Origin of the sequence: Parafrankia colletiae, assembly GCF_001854655.1 — a bacterium.
GTDB classification, from domain to species: Bacteria; Actinomycetota; Actinomycetes; order Frankiales; family Frankiaceae; genus Parafrankia; species Parafrankia colletiae.
Genome location: NZ_MBLM01000110.1, coordinates 1 through 18,309, shown reverse-complemented (window position 1 = coordinate 18,309; position 18,309 = coordinate 1). Strand labels below are relative to the sequence as shown.

The window sequence follows — 18,309 nt, the reverse complement described above, 5'->3', positions numbered from 1 at the left end:
CGACTGGTTGGCAGGGGTTCCGGGTGCGGCTAGGCTCTGGGGAAAGCGCTTGCCGAGGAGGTGCGCCTGTGAGGTCGTCCGTTGCCGGAACGGGCCTGTGCTCGGTGACGTACCGTGCGCTGTCGGTGGGGCGGGTCGTGGAGCTCGCGGCCCGGGCAGGTCTTGGCGTGGTGGAGTGGGGGGCGGACGTCCACGCCCCGCCCGGAGACACGTCCGCGCTGGGTGAGGTGCGTGCGACGACTGCGGCCGGTGGGCTGTCCACCTGCTCCTACGGCTCCTACTGGTGCGCCGGCCGCGACGACCTGTCGGCGTTCGCCGAGACGGCGGCCGCCGCCACCGCGCTGGACGCGCGAAGGATCCGGGTGTGGGCGGGTACCGAGGGCTCGGCCGGCGCCCAGGACCGGCCGTCCGTCGTCGCGGCGTTGCGCGAGGCGGCCCAGTTCGCCGCCGGGCATGGCCTGCAGGTCGCTCTGGAATTCCACCCGGGCACCCTCGCGGACACGGCCGACTCGACTGTCCGCCTGCTCGACGAGGTCGGCCACGACGCTCTGTCGACCTACTGGCAGCCACCCGTCAACGAGCCCGACGCGGTCGCGCTAGCAGGACTGCGCACTGTCCGTGATCGCGTCAGCGCAGTGCACATGTTCTCCTGGTGGCCTGGCTGGCACCGCCTGCCGCTGACCGGACGGGAGTCGCTGTGGCGGGAGGCACTGGCGTTGGTCGGGCCGGTCGACCTGCTCCTGGAGTTCGTGCCTGACGACGACCCCGCCCTACTGGTTGGCGAGGCCCGCACGCTGCGCACCTGGCTGTCCTGACGCCGCCCCTGCCCCTGCCGGGGGCTCTCGGTGGCCGGGGGCTCTCAGCGGGCGGGGGTACTGGCGCGCACCACCACCTCGCCGCGGACCCGTCGGACACGCGGGGACCCGCCGGGCTCGGCGGTGACCACCAGGTCCATCGCGAGCGCGCCCATCTGCTCCAACGGCAGGCGGACGGTCGTGAGTCCCGGCGTGATGTCGCGCAGGGTGCTGATGTCGTCGAACCCGGCGACCGCCAGGTCGCGGGGAAGCTCGATGCCGTGGTCACGGCAGGCCGCCATCGCTCCCACCGCCATGACATCGTTGACCGCGAAAACGCACTGCGGTTGGAGGTCCCGGGCGATCAACTCGGTCATCGCCGCGTACCCGCCGTCGCGGGTGAAGGGCCCGGTCACCACCGCGGCCGGGAGGAGGCCGCCCCCGGCACGGGCGATGCCATCCCGGAAACCCTGGAGGCGGTCGCGGGCGGTGAGCAGCTCCGGCGGCCCGGCCAGCACGGCGAACCGCTCGTACCCCAGCGTGGTGAGCTCGTGGCCGAGCAGCCGCGCACCGGCGCGGTTCTCCACGACGATAGTGTCGACGGGGAACGACCGCTGGCTCACCGCGACCACATGCCCGCCGGCCTCGGTGAAAGTCCCGATCTCCTGCCGTAGCAGCTCCGTGGCATCCCGGTCGCGGGTGCGGCTGCCGACGAGGATCATCGCCCGGCCGCGCTGCCCGCGCAGCATGGCGATGTGCTCGGCCTCAGTGCCGTAGCGGCGCTGCGTGCTCACCAGAGTGACGAGCAGCCGGTGTTCCTCGGCTGCCTGCATCACCCCGGCGGCGATCGACGAGAAGTACGGATCGGCGATGTCGTGCACCAGCAGACCCACCACGTCGCTGCGCCCGCGCGCCATTGCCTGCGCCTGCGCGTTGGGAGCGTAGTTCAGCCTCCGCGCCACCTCGGCGACCCGCAGCCGCAGGTCCTCACCCACCCGCCGACTGCTGCCGTTCAGCGCGCGCGAGGCGGTCGCCAGCGACACGCCTGCCTCGGCAGCGACATCGGCAAGTGTGACCACGCCCGCACGCTCTCCGTTCAGGGGCCTCATCCTGGGTACGGCGTCCTCATCGGACGCCCGGCCGCAGCCTACGTCAGGCTATTCGCGCGAGATCGTCCCGGCGCACCGGATGCGCGAGTGGGAGGCCTGCGGTGAATCGCGCGGCCTCCTGGGCCACGGTGTGACCGAGCCGCGCGAGTTCGTTGCCGGCCGAGCCCGAGATGTGCGGGGTGAGGAAGACGTTGGGCAGTCGGTGCAGCGGCGACTCGGCGGGCAGCGGCTCCGGCTCCGTGACGTCCAGTACTGCGCACAGCCGGCCGCTGGTCAGCTCGTCGGCCAGCGCCTCCGGGTCGATCAACGCGCCGCGCGCGGTGTTGATGACCACGCCGCCGTCACGGATCAGGGCCAACCGGCGCCTGTCCAACATCCGGTAGGTCTCCGGGAGGTCGGGGGCGTGCACGCTGACCACGTCGCTGCTCCGCAGCAGGTCGTCCAGGGGCAGCAGCTCGGCGTTGAGCTCCGCCGCCCCGGCCGGCGTGACGTAGGGGTCGTGGAGCAGCACGGTCAGGTCGAACCGGCGCAGCAGGTCGAGCACCCGACGGCCGACGTGCGAGGCTCCGATGATGCCGACGCGGCGTCCGTGGTTGCCCACACCGGCCGGGTCGGCGGTCAGCAGCGGAGACAGCGGGCCGCCCTCGCGGTAGCCGTCGCGCAGCGCGAACGCGTTCTTGCCGCTGAGCAGGATGGCCGCCAGGGTGTACTCCGCGACCGGCAGGGCGTTGGCCGCCGCCGCGCTCGACACCGCCACGCCGCGATCCCAACAGGCGTCACTCACCAGACCGCGCACGCTCCCGGCCGTATGCAACACCGCGCGCAGCCGTGGGGCCCTCGCGAGTACCGCCTCGTCGAGCCTCGGGCATCCCCAGCCGGTGACCAGGACCTCGGCCTGCGCCAGGAGGGGTGCCAGCGCCGGATCGGCGAGGTTCACGGTCGCCAGCGCAGGGTCGACGTGCACGGCCTCCTGGAGCTGACGTAGGACCGGCGGCGGGAACAGTCCCGACAGAAACCGGGGTGCGAGCGCGAACAACGCGTCGGGCATGGTGCTCCCTGGGCTCCGGCAGCGAGGGTGGGTGCCACGCTAGCCAGCGCGATTCTCGTGGTCAACACTTTCGGGAAAGCGCTTACCGGTCTACAGTGGCCGACATCGCGCCACGCCGCCGGTACCGCCGTCAAGGGGCGCGCCTGAATACGTCGGTCAGAACGCTCCACGCGGATCACCCCCACGTCGATCGCGTCCCCGCCGACCGCGTTCGTGTCGATCACTGTCACCTGACGCATTGGAATCGAGATCATGCCGAAGAGTGAGCCGGGAACGGGTGAGAGCATGCTGTCCGGCCTGTCGTCCTCCCTCGCAGGTCTRCTGCGCGGGTGGGCGAGTGCGCCGGCGTCGCATCCGCTGCTCGGTGACTGGCGGCGGGCCGGGTACCGGCGCGGCGCAGCTGAGCCTCGCCTGCCGGGCCGCGTGCTGACGGCCGACGATCTCGGCCTGCGCGCGGGGAGCAGCGAGGACGTGAGCAGGATCCTGCAGGCGGCGCTCGACGATCTGGGAGTCCGGGGCGGAGGAGTGCTTCGCCTTGACCCCGGTCGGTATGTGCTCGACAGTCCACTGTTTGTTCACGGCTCGAACGTCGTGCTCGCCGGCGCGGGCAAGGAACAGACGACGCTGTACTTCACCCGACCGCTGCGGGACAGCCTTCACGACACGCCCGCCTGGTCATGGAGCGGCGGACAGATCTTCTTCGTCTCGCGTGAGCGACTGGCCACCCTGAGCTCCATCGACGACAGGAACTGGAGACCCGAATGCTGGGGCATCGAGGGGTGGGTGACCGGCCCGGTCCTCACCGCCGTCGCGCCGGCACCTCGCGGCGCCCACACGCTGCTGGTCAACGACACACGCGCGGTCTCAGCCGGCCAGATCGTCCTGTTGGAGGCTGATGATCCACCGGACAACCGGCTGTTGCGCGAGATCGCCGGCGACGTCCCCGGCGCCGCGACCTACGAGTGGGCCACCCGTGCCGATCGGATGCACCGGACATGGACCTGGCCAGTCGTGGTCAGCGAGGTGCTCTCGTCGCGCGTGGTCCGCATCGAGCAGCCCCTGAGAATCTCCCTGCACCGCGGGGCACCGGCCCGGCTGGTGGCCCTCGGCCCCACCGTGCACGACAGCGGCGTCGAGGGCCTGACCATCGAGAACGCGCTGTTGCCCCAGACCGTGCACCTCGAGCACCCCGGTTCCAACGGCGTGTGTTTCCACGCCGTGCACGACTGCTGGGCCAGGGACATTCACGTGCTCAATGCCGATGTTGCCTTCGGAATGACCACCGCCAAGTCGTGCACCCTGTCCGGTATCTCGGCCGGTGGCCGGTCGCTGCACCACTTTACGGTCTGCCGGGCGCAGTCGCACGACAACCTGGTCGAGGACTTSGCACTCGAGGATTTCACAGTCCCGGCGGTCCCGGGATCGTACCTGCACGGTATTAACGCCGAACAGCTGTCGAGTGGGAACGTGTGGCGACGCGGAGTCATGAGTACCGGCACCTTTGACTCCCACCGGGCCATGCCGTTCGAGAACCTCCGCACCGACATCGTCATCACCAACAAGGATGCTGTTCCGGGCGGTGCGCCCGACGCCGGGCCCTACTTCGGCGCGCGGACAGTGCACTGGGGTATCACGGTCACCAACGACCAGCGCCTCTGCATGGATATTACGGACCAGGCTCCACGGTCGCTCACGGCGGGGATCGTCGGGCTCACCGAAAGCGGTTCTCGCCTCAACGGTGCCGGTATCGATTTTCCAGGCGACCTGGAGTCAGAACGCCTGGAGTTCGGGACGGATCTCGGGCCCGCTCGGGATCTGCTCGATCTTCAGCGCACTCTGCTGCCCGTCCGATAGCGCGTCGCAGGCCGGCAACAGATGGCAACTGGTTGCCGCGCGCGGCAAGGTCGGAGCCCAATGATCCGGTCGCCAACGCCTGTCACCTGCCGGCCGTGCCGTGGAATGGCCAACCACCAGACTGAGCTTCTTCGCGGAGAGTTCCATGCCGACGTACGTCGCCCGTTTCCTCCGGACCGATCGACCAAGATCGTGAGCGCCCCCGCGAGTCCTGTTCCAGAGACCGTGTCCTCGGCGGCGGTGTTGGCCGCGGGACTGATCGACGCGGAGGCGGAGCGTCAGGAGCGTCAGGCACAGGCACGGCGTGAGGTGCTGTTCGCGGACGAGTTGCTGCCGGGTGTCGGCGGAGAGCCGTTATCGTTACGCCAGGGGCTGGCCGCGGGCGGGTCGTTGACCTTCCTGGTCCTGGTGCTGTTGAACGCGCTGGATGAGCTGGAGTCGGCGGCGCTGTCGGTGCTGGCGCCCGACATCCGGGACGCGTTCGGGCTGTCCGACGGCGCGATCGTGTTCATCTCGGCCGCGGCCGGCGCCTTCCTGGTGCTGGGTGCGCTGYCGATGGGCTGGCTGGCGGACCACTGCAGGCGCAGCCGGGTGATCGGCTGGGCCGGCGTCGTGTTCTCGGTGATGGTGCTCGCCTCCGGTCTGGCGGCGAACGCGTTCCTTTTCTTCCTGGCACGCTTCGGGGTCGGGGTGGCGAAGTCGAGTAACAACACGGTGCACGGCTCGCTGATCGCGGATGCCTATCCGATCGGGGTGCGTGGCCGGCTCTCGGCGTCGGTGTACGGGGCCGCGCGAGCCGCGGGTGCGCTGAGCCCGTTGCTGGTGGCGGGGATCGCAACCTTGGCCGGCGGGGAGAACGGCTGGCGCTGGCCGTTCTTCGTCCTCGGGCTGCCCGCGCTGATCGTCGCGATCGTGGCGTTCCGGCTGCCGGAGCCGCCGCGGGGCCAGCACGAGATGCGCTCGGTGCTCGGCGAGGTGGTTGAGGACGGCGAGGCGATGCCGATCTCGATCGAGGCGGCGTTCGCCCGGCTGATGCGCATCCGCACCGTGAAGACGGCGATCATCGCCTTCTCGGCGCTCGGTTTCAGCCTGTTCACCACCAGCGTGCTGGCCAACCTGTGGGCTGAGGACCACTACGGGATGTCGACCTTCCAGCGAGGTCTGATGGGGTCGCTCGGCGGTGCCGCCCTGGTCGTCGCGCTGCCGATTGTCGCGCCCCGTTACGACCGGCTCTACCACCGTGACCCCGAGCGCGCGGTGCGGCTGCTGGGACTGTGTGTCCTGCCGGGTGCGGTGCTRCTGCCGATCCAGTGGTTCATGCCTCACTGGGTCGGTTTCATGCTGGCCAGCATTCCGGGTGCGGTCTTCGCGTCGGTAGCGTTCGCGATGGTCGGCCCGGTGGTGCAGTCGGTGGTGCCCTATCGGCTGCGTGGTCTGGGGATCGCGCTGGCGGCGGTGTACATGTTCTTCGTCGGCGCCACCGGCGGTGCCCTGCTGTCCGGTCTGATCAGCAATGCCTACAACCCCCGGGTCGCGGTGCTGGTGATCGGCATACCCGCGACTCTGGTCGGTGGGCTGATGATGATCCGCGGCGGGTCGTTCGTGCGCAGCGACCTGTCGCTGGTGGTCGCGGACCTGCGCGAGGAGCTCGCCGAACGTGACCGGCAGCGGGCCGACCCCACCGGTGTCCCGGTGCTGCAGGTCAACAACATCGATTTCTCCTACGGGCCCGTGCAGGTGCTGTTCGACGTCGCGTTCGAGGTCCGCCGCGGCGAGACGCTGGCGCTGCTGGGCACGAACGGGGCCGGCAAGTCGACGATCCTGAAGGTCGTCTGCGGGCTTGGTACGCCGTCGCGCGGGGTCGTGCGGCTCGGCGGTCGGACGATCACCTACGTCTCGCCGGAGCAGCGCGGGACGTACGGGGTGCACCTGCTGCCGGGCGGCAAGGGCGTGTTCACCGACATGACCATCCGGGAGAACCTGGAGATGGCGGCGTTCCGGATGCGTCGCGACCGCACCGGCCGCGACCGTCGGTTCGCCTACGTCCTCGGCCTGTTCCCGGACCTCGCCGGCCGCCAGTCCCAGCTGGCCGGCTCGTTGTCCGGCGGTCAGCAGCAGATGCTCGCGCTCGCGATGGTCCTCCTGCACGACCCCGAGGTCCTGCTCATCGACGAGCTGTCCCTCGGGCTCGCACCGGCGGTCGTGCAGGACCTGCTGGTGATCCTGGCACGGCTCAAGGCCGACGGGCTGACGATCGTCGTCGTCGAACAGTCACTGAACATCGCCCTCGCCATCGCGGACCGGGCCGTGTTCCTGGAGAAGGGACAGGTCCGCTTCACCGGGCCGGCCCGCGAACTCGCCGAACGCGACGATCTCGCCCGCGCGGTCTTTCTCGGCCGGGAAGGCGGTTGATCCGTCATGCAGATGCCCACCACCCAACTGCTCTTCGACGGCGCCGTCACCGGCCTCGTCATCGGCCTGCTCGCGATCGGCATCGTGCTGGTGCACCGGTCCACCCGGGTCATCAACTTCGCCGTCGCCAACATGGGCCTCGTCGGCTCCGTCCTGTTCGCGCTCCTCGTGGTGCGGTGGAATGTGCCGTACTGGATCGCCCTGGTCATCGCRCTCGCGGTCGGCACGGCGTTCGGTGCCCTCGTCGACCTCGCCGTGGTCCGGCGGCTGTTCCGGGCACCGCGGGTGATCCTGCTCGTCGCCACCATCGGCGTCGCGCAGCTCGCCCTCACCATCGTCATGGGTCTGCCCGACCTCGACGACTACTCGAACGAGTCGTATCCGGTCCCCTGGAACGGGGCCTGGTCGCCGGCCGACGGCCTGCGGATCACCGGTGCGCAGCTCAGCGTCCTCGTCGTGGTCCCCCTCATCGCGGTTCTGCTCGGCCTGTTCCTGAGCCGCACGGTGCTCGGCCGCACGGTGCGGGCGGCAGCGAGCAATCCCGAGYTGGCGCGGCTGCAGGGCATCAGCCCGAAGATCGTCTCCACCGCGATGTGGGCGCTGGCCGGACTGATCGGAACGCTCTGCCTGATTCTGATCTCGGCGCAGAACGAGTCACTCACACAGATCGCCACCCTCGGCCCCACCACACTGGTGCGGGCGCTGGCCGCAGCGGTGATCGCCCGGATGGTGTCGCTGCGGATCGCACTGCTCGCCGGGGTGCTGCTGGGGCTGGGACAGTCGTTCATCCAGTTCAACTGGCTCGACCAGCCCGGGCTGACCGACCTCGTCATCCTCCTGCTGGTCCTGGCCGCGGTGTTCCTGGTCAGCCGCGGCCGCGACACGGAGACCTCGTCGTTCTCGTTCGCTCCCAAGGCCGCACCGATCCCCGAACGACTGCGTGACCTGTGGTGGGTCCGCCACCTCGAACGCGCCCCGCTGCTGGTACTCGGCGTGCTCGCCACCATCCTGCCGCTGGTGATTGCCCAGCCGTCGCGGCAGCTGCTCTACACAGTCATTCTCAGTTACGCGATCTGCGCCGCCTCGGTCACCGTGCTCACCGGCTGGGCCGGGCAACTCTCACTCGGCCAGATGGCCTTCGCCGGCCTCGGCGCGCTCACCGCCGCGGCACTCAACCGCGGCCTGCAGGTCTCGGCCGCGGGCAGCACCATCACGCTGAACGCGCTGCCGTTCCCCGTAGCCATCCTGATCGCGAGCCTCGCCACCGCCGCACTCGCGGCCCTGGTCGGCGCGGGGGCGCTACGGGTACGCGGGCTCCTGCTCGCAGTCAGCACCTTCGCGTTCGGGATCGCCGCCGAGCAGTACCTCTACCGCCGCGACCTGTTCCAGGATCCCGGCGCCCACACCGCCTCGTTCCCCCGCGACGCCGCCTTCGGCGTCGACGTCACCAGCCAGCGCGCCTACTACTACCTCGTCCTGATCGTGCTGGCCGTGGTGCTGGCCGTCGTCGCCCGGCTGCGCCGCTCCGGGGTCGGCCGCACCACCATCGCGGTACGGGACAACCCGACGACCGCCGCCGCCTACACCGTCGGTACGACCCGGGTGAAACTGCGCGCGTTCGCGCTGGCCGGCGGGATCGCCGGCCTCGGGGGAGGCCTGCTCGCCGGCGCTGTCCAGAACGTCCCCTACGCCGACCGGTACTTCCTGAGCACCGACTCGCTCCTGGTCGTGTCCATCGTCGTCATCGGCGGTCTCGGCTCGGTGTACGGCCCGGTACTCGGCTCGCTCTGGGTCATCGGCCTGCCGTCGATCTTCCCCGACAACGAGATCGTCCCGCTGCTCACCTCGAGCCTCGGCCTGCTCGTCCTGCTGCTCTACTTCCCCGGCGGCCTGGTCCAGATCGGCTACAGCGCACGCGATGCCCTCCTGCACCTCGCCGACAGGCGGCTCGGCCCCGCACCCGCCGCCGTACCGAAGGCCACCGCCACGAAGGCGCTCACCCGCACCATCCCACGCGAGCCGCTCCCCGCCGGGCGACCGGTCCTCGCCACCAGCGAGGTGCGGGTCCAGTTCGGTGGTCTCACCGCCGTCGACGGGGTGTCCCTGCACGTCGCGCCAGGCGAGATCGTCGGCCTGATCGGCACCAACGGCGCCGGGAAGTCCACCCTCATGCACGCAGTCGGCGGCTTCGTCTCCGCCACCGGCACCGTCGAACTCCTCGGCCAGGACGTCACGTCCGCCGGGCCCACCGCCCGGGCCAGGGCCGGACTCGGACGTACCTTCCAGACCGCCACCCTGTTCCCCGAACTCACCGTCCGCCAGACGGTGCAGATCGCCCTGGAGGCACGTGGCCGCACCGGCCTGCTGTCCACCGCTCTGCACCTGCCGCACACCTTCGCCCGTGAACGCGTCCAGCGGTCCGCTGCCGACGACCTGATCGGTTTCCTCGGCCTCGGCCGCTATGCCGACGCGTTCATCGCCGACCTGTCCACCGGCACCCGCCGCATCGTCGAGCTCGCCGGGCTGCTCGCCCTCGACGCACGGCTGCTCTGTCTCGACGAGCCGACCGCAGGAGTCGCCCAGCGCGAAACCGAGGCATTCGGCCCCCTCATCCAGGAGATCCGCCGCGAGCTCGACGCCGCCATGCTCGTCATCGAGCACGACATGCCTCTGATCATGGGTATCAGCGATCGGGTCTACTGCCTCGAAACCGGCCGCGTCATCGCCGAAGGCACCCCCGGCATGGTTCGCAACGACCCCAGGGTCATCGCCAGCTACCTCGGCACCGACGAACGCGCCATCAGCCGCAGCGGCAACGCGCCCAGCGTGGCGGAGGACACTCCAGCCCCTGTCGCCACCGGCACAGCCGCAACCACGTAACGCGGTGCACCTGTGCGGTGCACCGCACAGACGCCGCCCTCCCCACCCACGTACCTACCGCCGCCCATTCGCCGTGCCACCTTCGGGAGCTCTGTCAGATGACCTCACCCCGCCACCCTCGTAGGACTGGCAAATACCGCGCATTACTCGTCGCGGGAGCCGTTGCGCTCGCCGCCACCGCCTGCAGCGTCGAGTCGAAGGACAACGACGACACACCGGCCGGAGCCCCGACCGCCGCGACCTTCCCGGCCCCGCCGGCGCCGGCCACCTCCCGGGGAGTGACCGCCGACAGCATCAAGATCGGCTTCGTCTACCCGGACCTGTCCAAGGTCAAGCAGTTCGTCAGCGTTGACCACGGCGACTACCAGGCCGTCTTCCAAGCACTGGTGGACAAGGTCAACAAGGACGGCGGAATCGGCGGCCGAACCATTGTCCCGGTGTTCGGCGCGGTCGACGTGCTGTCCCCAGCAGGAGCGACGGAGACCTGCGTGAAGGTGACCGAGGACGAGAAGGTCTTCGCCGTCATCGGCAGCCTCAACGCCGAAGACGCGAACTGCTACGTGCAGACCCACAAGACACTGGTCGTCGGCGGCGACCTCACCGCCGCCCGCTACGCCAAGGCCCAGGCACCCTGGTTCTCCGACCTGCGTGGCGGCGACGAGCTCGGTGAGGGCCTGCAGCTGTACATCGACGCGGGCGAGCTGACCGGCAAGAAGCTCGCGGTGGTCGCCTACCGCGACGACCAGCCGACTCTGGACAGGACGGTGCTGCCCGCCCTGCGCGCCAAGAACATCCCCGTCACCGAGACGGGAGTCCTCGACGCCGACATCACCGACCCGGCCGCGGTGTCGTCGCAGCTGAACGTCTTCATCCAGAAGTTCCAGTCCGCGGGCGTCGACACCGTCCTCCTCGTCGGCGGCTCCCAGTCCAACTTCCCCGCCGAACTCCAGAAGACCGACTACCGCCCCCGACTGCTGTTCGCGAGCAACAACACCGCCTCTGCCTACGTCAGGACCGTCAGCAAGGGCGATCTGAGCGTGCTCGAGGGCGCGCTGACGCTCGGGCAGGCCATGAACTACACCGACCCGACCGTCAACACGTGCCTGCCCACCATCGAGGCCGCGATACCCGAGACCGCAGGAAAGATCATCGATCCGGCGCTCGTGCCTTCCGGCGAACCGGCGTGGGGCGTGTCCGAGTCGGTCGGCTGCCGCTACCTGACCCTGTTCCAGGCCATCGCTGAGAAGGCGGGCAAGGACCTCACCTACAAGTCCTTCCAGGACGCCGCCTTCTCCCTGGGCACCTTCCAGGTCCCGCTCCTGACCGACGCCGCGACATACAGCCGCGAGACGCCGAGCGGCAACATCCCACCGCGCATCTTCACGTGGAATCCGGCCAAGAAGGGTTTCTTCGTCACTCCCGGCTGACACGACCGATCACGCCCGGGGGCCTGCGCGTTCTGACCAGCCAGGCCACCTCGGACCCACAGCCGTCATCCCCGACTTCCCCATGACATCGAGAGGTTCACCGCTCATGAGCCAGTTTCCTGACGGTTTTCTGTGGGGTGCCGCGACCGCCGCCCACCAGGTCGAGGGCGGCAACATCAACGCCGACCTGTGGGTCGGTGAGTGGGCGCCCGGATCGCGGTTCGCCGAGCCGTCCGGTGACGCCTGCGACCACTACCACCGCTATCCCGAGGACATCGGCCTGCTCGCCGGGCTCGGGCTGAACGCCTACCGGTTCGGGGTCGAATGGGCGCGGATCGAACCCGAGGAGGGCTTCTTCTCCCGGGCCGCGCTCGACCACTACCGGCGAGTGGTCGGCACCTGTCTGGACAACGGCGTGACGCCGGTCGTGACCTACAGCCACTTCACGACGCCCCGCTGGTTCGCCGCGGCCGGTGGCTGGAACAGTCCCGCCGCCGTCGACCGGTTCGCCCGCTATGCCGCCCGCGTCACCGAGCACATCGGGGACCTGGTGCCCTGGGTCTGCACCTTCAACGAGCCGAACGTGATCTCCATGTTGGTCCACCTCCGACTGGCACCCGCCGCCGCGCGCGAAGACGGGCTCGGGCTGTCCGACGACACCGACGGTCAGCCGGCTCGGTCGGAGGGCCAGTCAGGATCGGGTGGGAGCTGGCCCGCTGCGAACATCGAGGTGATGGCGGCAGCGCACCGCAAGGCCGTCGAGGCGATCAAGTCCGGGCCCGGTGACCCCGCGGTCGGCTGGACCCTGGCCCTCATCGACCTCCAGCCCGCCGACGGCGGCGAACAGCGCTGGGCAGCGGTGCGCCAGGCCGCCGAGCTCGACTGGCTCGACGTCTCCCGCGACGACGACTTCGCCGGCGTCCAGACCTACACCCGGGAACGCATCGGACCCGACGGCATCCTGCCGGTACCGGACGGCGCCCCGACGATGCAGACCGGCTGGGAGGTCTACCCGCAGGCCCTCGGGCACACGGTGCGGCTGGCGGCTGAGCACGCCCGGGTGCCCATCATCGTCACCGAGAACGGTGTCGCCACTGCCGACGACGAGGCGCGCGTCGCCTACACCGCCGCCGCCCTCGAGGGGCTGGCCGAGTGCGTCGCAGACGGCGTCGATGTGCGCGGCTATCTGCACTGGTCCTTGCTCGACAACTTCGAGTGGACGTCTGGTTACGCTATGACGTTCGGGTTGATCGCCGTCGACCGGACCACCTTCGCCCGCACCGTGAAGCCGTCCGCCCGCTGGCTCGGCGAAATCGCACGTGGCAACCGGCTTTCCTGACCGAAGGAGATCGCAGACAGAGAAGGCCTGCGCTCGGCAACCTGTTCGGGGGCTTGTCGTCTCCAGGATCGGACCCAGCCTGCGGAGGGCGTCAGGCTCTGCTCAGGCCCCGCCTCCCAGCTGATCCTGCGCCTGCGCGACGGCGAGTTCGAGGTCTTCGAGCAGGAGGAACCGGCCGGCGACCAGTGCCTCGGCGGCGGCGCGGAGCGACTGGTCGTCGGGCGGCGTTGTCGGTGTCCGGGCGGGCAGGCGGCTACCTATCAGCTCGTACAGCACGTCGGGTAGTCCGTCCACGTGGAGACGGGGATTCCACCCGGTGTAGGCGGCCACCGCCGTGGCCACCGCGGGCAGCCGGATGCCGGCCACCTCGTTGCCGCTGGCATCCACCGTCGAGACCAGTGCCACCAGCGGCCGGCCGAGTTCGAGCGGCCACGTGGTGCTGTCGGGATCGATCTCCGGAGTCCACGGCAGGTGCTCGACATCCGGCACGGCGGCGTCGGAGAACCCGGCGARCACCTTCTCGCGCGTCGTGGCGGTGCCGTCTGCCTGGCGGGGGACGCGGCTGGACGAGGGTTCGACTCCCTCGCACACCCATTGCTCCAACTGGACGAAGAGCGCCCGCCGGATGAGAGAGGCGTCCAACGAGTGCACCGGGTTGGCTGCCGGCATCAGTTCCTTGTAGCCCCGGGCCGCGCCCAGATGGTCGGTGCCCGATATCAGGTGGACGCGAGCGTCAGGATCCTCGGGGAGATCCTCACCGGTGTGCGCATCCTGGTGGATGAGGGCACCGTCCCCACGCCAGTACTCCCACGAACTGTTGGTGAAAATAATCTTCGGTGTCCCGCCGAGAGCCCGCTGGCGGGTGAGCAGCGACGCGGTGTCGTGAGGAGCACCGTAGGCGGGGGTCAGGGGGTGGAGCAGGCCAGGCCGCCCGTAACGCTGGTTGAACTCGCCGCGCCGGGCACTGGCGACCTCGGCGAACATGCCGTCGAACACCTGCCTACCGCCCTCGTCGACGTTCAGGCCCTCGAACAGGAAGTGGCGAAGTAGGCGACCGCACTGAGAGGAGCCGGCGGCGAACACATGGTCGTACCGCTCCTTCAGGTGCGAGCCGACATCGCGCACCGCGAGCAGGCCGGCACCGACGACGGGCGCGGTCGCCGAGCGGTACACCAGTTCGTAGTAGTGGAACGGTTGGAAACCGCCGTCGACGGTGAACCGTGTCGGACTGGTGAACTGCCAGTGGGAGCGGGGGACGGTCTGCTTCGGGCCCAGTGGCGAGGTACGCACGGTGAGCGTGGCGTCGGGGTCGTGAACATCCGCGGTTGGGTAGTCCCGACAGGTCAGCAGCAGTGTCGAGTCGTTCAGTGCGCGATCGGGCGCAGGCACGTCGGGCCGGAACTCCAGCCGCATCCATCCCGGCTCGACGTCCGCGACGGGCGCTTCGAGGCCGAAGCACCCCTGGTCGCGGGGGATGTCCCACTGCCAGCCGCACCAGGCGATCGTCCAGCCGCGGTCGAGCAGGAAACCGTCGCCGCTGGGTGGGGCGACCTTCGTCCCGGTCGGAGCGGTCATCGACTCGCTCAGCGGGACGCCGGGCAGCATTCCCCGGTTGGGTACGACGAGCAGGGCGCGTCCGTTGCCACCGGCAGCCGGCCGCAGGAGGYAGACGTCGGCTTCGAACCGGACCCTGCCGTCGGTGTCCCGTGGCGCCCGGTTCAGGTCGACGATGCGGTCGTTGCCGCGGGCGCCGGGGTCGACGGCGAACAGGGCGGAGGCGATCACCCACTCGTAGCCGCGATCTTCGTATGGATGAGTGGCCTGGACGTTCAGGGACTCCAGCACAGTCTCCCTCTCACCTCTCACCCCGGCGACCGAGACGCGTCGAAGTCAACCTAGTACGGGAGTGCCTTTCGCTGGATGTCGAGCAGGTCGCGGCCGGCACCGAGGTCGGTGCCGAACTCCAGGCGCTCCGACTGAAGGTCGCCCTCGAAGTCGATGCCGGCGCCGTTGAGCCGTGACCCGGGCTGCGTCAGGCCGGTAATCCCGGCAGTGAGCGCCCGTGGGGCCTGGTCGGTGATGTCCATGCAGAGATTCTCGTTGTTGGTGACGCTGACTCCCCAGTGCACCATGCGAGCACCGAAGTAGGGGCCGGCGTTGAAGGCGCCGCCCGGCACCGCGTCCTTGTTGGTGATCAGGATATCGGTTCGGAGGTTCTCGAACGACATCGCCCGGTGCGAGTCGAACGTTCCGGTGTGCATTGTTCCTCGGCGCCAGACGTTGCCGCTGGACAGCGCCTCGCAGCTTAGGCCGTGAAGGTACGATCCGGCTGCGGCAGGTACCGTGAAATCCTCCAGCTCGAAGTCCTGCATGAGATTGTCGTGCGACCCCGCGCGGGAGATCGTGAAATGGTGCAGCGATCGGCCTCCAGCGGAGAAACCGGACAAGGTGCACGATTTTGCCCCGGTCATGCCGTACGCAACGTCAGCATTCAGAACATGGATGTCCCGGGCCCAGCAGTCATACACTGCCTGGAAACAGACGCCGTTCGAGCCGGGGTTCTGGTTGTGCGTCGTCTGTGGCAGGAGCTTGTTCTCGATGGTCAGACCCTCAACACCGCTGTCGTGCACGGTCGGTCCGATCGCGGTGATCCTGGCCGGTGTTTCCGGGTGGATCGAGATGCGTAGCGGCTGYTCGATCCGCAGCGTTCGCGGTGAGAGCACGTCCGTGACGACGACCGGCCAGGTCCAGGTGGTTTCGTTCAGCACGGGCGCGCGGCGCGGCCAGTCGTAGCTGGCCGCGCCGGGGATGTCGCCCGCGATCTCGCGGAGAAGTCGGTTGCCTGGCGGGTCCTCGACCTGGAGGAGCACCATTGCCCCGGGGGTGATGTCAGTGGTCTTGTCCACCTCGAGTACGTGGGTTCCGCGGACCGCGGGCGCGACGGTGGCGAGCTGCGGTCCGGGCAGCCACGTCTCTCCACCGCCGGCCGGCTGGCCGGGAGCACCAGCGCTGACGAGGCGTTCCTTCGGGATGAAATAGATCTGCCCGCCCGTCCACGACCAGCCGAAGGTGGCACGAATGCTGTCACGTAGCGGCCGGTTGAAGAAGAGGGTTGTCTTTTTCTTGCCCGCTCCTGCCAGCACGACGCTCGAGCCGTGGATGAACAGCGGGTTGTCGAGGACGTATCGCCCGGGGTCGAGCTTCAGGACGCCTCCACCCCTGGCTCCCAGGTCATCGAGCGCCTTCTGCAGAGCTGCGCTCACATCCTGAGGTTCGCCGGGGCGGACACCGAGAGCCCTCGCCGTGACCACATGATTGGGCAGTCGCGGCTCCCGCGTGCCGCGCCGGTATCCCACCCGACGCCAGTCGCCGAGGAGCGGATGGGACGACGGGGACGACTTCCAGGCCTCGACAACCCGTCGGAGAGAATCCGGCAGGCCGGATACGCCCGCGCCCGCCGAGGTGACCGTCGCCGTGACCTCTTCGGAGGCGGAATCCCCGCCTGCGTGTGGGATGAGGAATCCAGCGGCCGTGGCAGCCGAGCCGATTCCAGCCCCTGCAAGAATCATTCGTCGGCTTATCGGGTTTCGCGCTCCATGATCCGGGGTCGTGGTATCGGAGGGCTGCCGTGCTGCATCGTCATCCTGCACGTATTTCTCCCACACGTCGGTAGCAGCGGTCATGACCGCTGCCTGGCCCGGACGACTGCTCGTGACCCACGACTCTAGCGCATCGGGAAAGCGCTTGCCCAAGTTGTCCGAGTGTCCAGCCGACCATCCCCGGGCCGATTTGAGATATTCCCGCCACCGAGTGGGAGAGGATAGTGGCAGGTGGTGATCACATGCTCTGTCGTGTCTGCAGTGTGATTGCATTTGCTTGAGAGGGTGAGAAGTTGAACTGCGTAGGGGTGGCGATGGTTTCGGATGGATTGCGGCGTAGAGGTCGGAGGCTCAGGGCCGGCTGTGACGGGAGTCGCCGACGAGATCTATCCGTCGGCTGCGGCGAGTTCCTCAGTGAGCGCGGCCAGGAGCTCGTGGGGGACGGCTCCCGAGGGGGAGTGTAATCGGGCAGCGTCTTTCTGTTATAATTTCTGCCGGGGTGGTGTAGTCCTCGGAGGCCTCGTCCGCCGGGTGGGCTGATTGCTAGTGCCGCGTCAGGCAACGTTGGCCCGGTCAACGACCCGCTTGAGTTGCTGATCTTGGGCGTGGTTGTTCCGCCAGATGATGTACCGGCGGATCATGCTGGCCTGGGCGCGGTTGTTGCGGTGGTCGGTCCCGTCGAGGGCGAAGTAGCGCAGGGCGGTGAACTGGGCCTCGATCCTGTTCAGCCAGTGGAGTAGGTCGGGGTGTAGGCGATCTCGACGTTGGCCCCGGCCGCCCAGTCCCCGACCCGGCTATCAGTCTTGGTGGACAGGTGCGGGGAGAAGTTGTCGCAGATGATCGCGATCCGTACGTCGGGTGGGTAGAGCGAACGCAGGTAGCGGCAGAACGCCAGGAACTGGGTCCGGCCCTTCACCGGTTTCACATGCCCGTAGAGCCGGTCCCGGGCCAGGTCATAGGCGGCGAGCAGGTGCCGCACCCCCTGGGTGCGGCGGTAGGCGGCCCGCATCCGGCGCCGCGGACCGCGTTTCGGGTCAGCGTGCTTGCCACTGACACCGGCCCACATCCGTCCGGGGCGGGGTTGGAGGTTGAGCGGGCCGAACTCGTCCAGGCAGAACACCACCGTCGGCTCGCCCGCCTCGGCGCTGACCTGCCCGTCGGCGATCGCGTAGAGATGTTCGACGCGGGCCTTCTTCGGTTCGTACTCCGGATCCGTGCTGGCCTTCCAGGTCTTCAGGCGTTGAAAGGTGACGCCTTCCTCGCGGAGCAGCGTGCGCAGGCCCTCGTGGCTGATGTCGTCGACCACCCCCTCCGCGACCAGGAACTCCGCCAGCTTCGACAGGCTCCAGGTCGAGAACGGGAGCTGATGCTCCGACGGCCGCGACTTCGCGATCTTCTTGATCTCCCGGCGTTCCGGCAGGCTGAACTTCACCGGCCGGCCACCCGCGTACTTCGGGTACAGCGAGGCGAACCCGTCGCCGTTGAAGTTGTGGATCACATCGCGGACCCGGTCCTCGGACGTGAACGTCACCTCGGCGATCTTCGCTGGGGTCATGCCCTGCGCCGAGAACAGGACCATCTGCGCCCGGCGCCAGGTCACCACCGACCCGCTGGAACGGCGCACGATCCGCAACAGGTTCTGCCCCTCGTCCGGATCGATCTACCGGACCCGTACCCGTTCCGCCACAGCCCGGATCATCAGGCCGCCAACCGCGCCACTCACAACTCGGGGCAGACCTTCGCGGAGGCGGCGCTGGCTAGGGCTCGGTGCCGAAGGCGCGGAGAAAGGTCGCGGCTGCCTGTCCGGCGACGGCCCGCAGCTCCGCTTGGGGGATCTTCCTGGTTCC

General features: G+C 69.2%; 10 protein-coding genes and 1 pseudogene. 6 read left to right on the top strand and 5 right to left on the bottom strand.

The features are described from left to right. Positions 1-68 precede the first annotated feature (68 nt). A complete protein-coding gene (locus CC117_RS13815) occupies positions 69-815 on the top strand; it encodes a sugar phosphate isomerase/epimerase family protein (RefSeq protein WP_116287786.1) in 747 nt (248 codons plus the stop codon). Between the two features lie 44 nt (positions 816-859). On the opposite strand, the gene CC117_RS13810 is transcribed toward CC117_RS13815, so the two are convergent. Then, on the bottom strand, positions 860-1,903 hold the full coding sequence (locus tag CC117_RS13810; RefSeq protein WP_071084211.1) for a LacI family DNA-binding transcriptional regulator: 1,044 nt from the start codon (positions 1,901-1,903) through the stop codon (positions 860-862). Positions 1,904-1,946: 43 nt separating this feature from the next. Next, positions 1,947-2,951, bottom strand: coding sequence for a hydroxyacid dehydrogenase (locus CC117_RS13805; protein ID WP_071084210.1), 1,005 nt, complete (start codon positions 2,949-2,951; stop codon positions 1,947-1,949). A gap of 252 nt (positions 2,952-3,203) precedes the next feature. On the opposite strand from CC117_RS13805, the gene CC117_RS13800 reads away from it, so the two are divergent. The 5 genes from CC117_RS13800 (at position 3,204) to CC117_RS13780 (ending at position 12,863) form a co-directional block, all read left to right on the top strand. After that, on the top strand, positions 3,204-4,805 hold the full coding sequence (locus tag CC117_RS13800; RefSeq protein WP_131803065.1) for a glycoside hydrolase family protein: 1,602 nt from the start codon (positions 3,204-3,206) through the stop codon (positions 4,803-4,805). A gap of 192 nt (positions 4,806-4,997) precedes the next feature. Next, entirely contained in the window at positions 4,998-7,217 is a 2,220-nt protein-coding gene (locus CC117_RS13795; RefSeq protein ID WP_084132091.1) for an ATP-binding protein, read from the top strand. Positions 7,218-7,223: 6 nt separating this feature from the next. Next, positions 7,224-10,097: a branched-chain amino acid ABC transporter permease/ATP-binding protein gene (locus CC117_RS13790; protein ID WP_071084208.1), complete on the top strand. Its 2,874-nt coding sequence runs from the start codon at positions 7,224-7,226 to the stop codon at positions 10,095-10,097. A 98-nt stretch (positions 10,098-10,195) separates the two neighbouring features. Beyond that, on the top strand, positions 10,196-11,524 hold the full coding sequence (locus CC117_RS13785; RefSeq protein WP_071084207.1) for an ABC transporter substrate-binding protein: 1,329 nt from the start codon (positions 10,196-10,198) through the stop codon (positions 11,522-11,524). Positions 11,525-11,630: 106 nt separating this feature from the next. Next, complete coding sequence (locus CC117_RS13780; protein WP_071084206.1) at positions 11,631-12,863, top strand: glycoside hydrolase family 1 protein; 1,233 nt, start codon at positions 11,631-11,633, stop codon at positions 12,861-12,863. Between the two features lie 102 nt (positions 12,864-12,965). On the opposite strand, the gene CC117_RS13775 is transcribed toward CC117_RS13780, so the two are convergent. The 3 genes and pseudogenes from CC117_RS13775 to CC117_RS13765 form a co-directional block, all read right to left on the bottom strand. Beyond that, complete coding sequence (locus CC117_RS13775) at positions 12,966-14,708, bottom strand: alpha/beta hydrolase domain-containing protein (RefSeq protein ID WP_071084205.1); 1,743 nt, start codon at positions 14,706-14,708, stop codon at positions 12,966-12,968. Between the two features lie 50 nt (positions 14,709-14,758). Continuing rightward, positions 14,759-16,615, bottom strand: coding sequence for a pectate lyase family protein (locus CC117_RS13770; protein WP_131803064.1), 1,857 nt, complete (start codon positions 16,613-16,615; stop codon positions 14,759-14,761). A gap of 401 nt (positions 16,616-17,016) precedes the next feature. Continuing rightward, a pseudogene (locus tag CC117_RS13765) lies at positions 17,017-18,122 on the bottom strand (IS630 family transposase). Positions 18,123-18,309 lie beyond the last annotated feature (187 nt).

Coding starts and splice junctions, on each gene's coding strand:
- CC117_RS13810 (WP_071084211.1), bottom strand. CDS start 1,903: ATGAGGCCCCTGAACGGAGAGCGTGCGGGCGTGGTCACACTTGCCGAT.
- CC117_RS13785 (WP_071084207.1), top strand. CDS start 10,196: ATGACCTCACCCCGCCACCCTCGTAGGACTGGCAAATACCGCGCATTA.
- CC117_RS13805 (WP_071084210.1), bottom strand. CDS start 2,951: ATGCCCGACGCGTTGTTCGCGCTCGCACCCCGGTTTCTGTCGGGACTG.
- CC117_RS13780 (WP_071084206.1), top strand. CDS start 11,631: ATGAGCCAGTTTCCTGACGGTTTTCTGTGGGGTGCCGCGACCGCCGCC.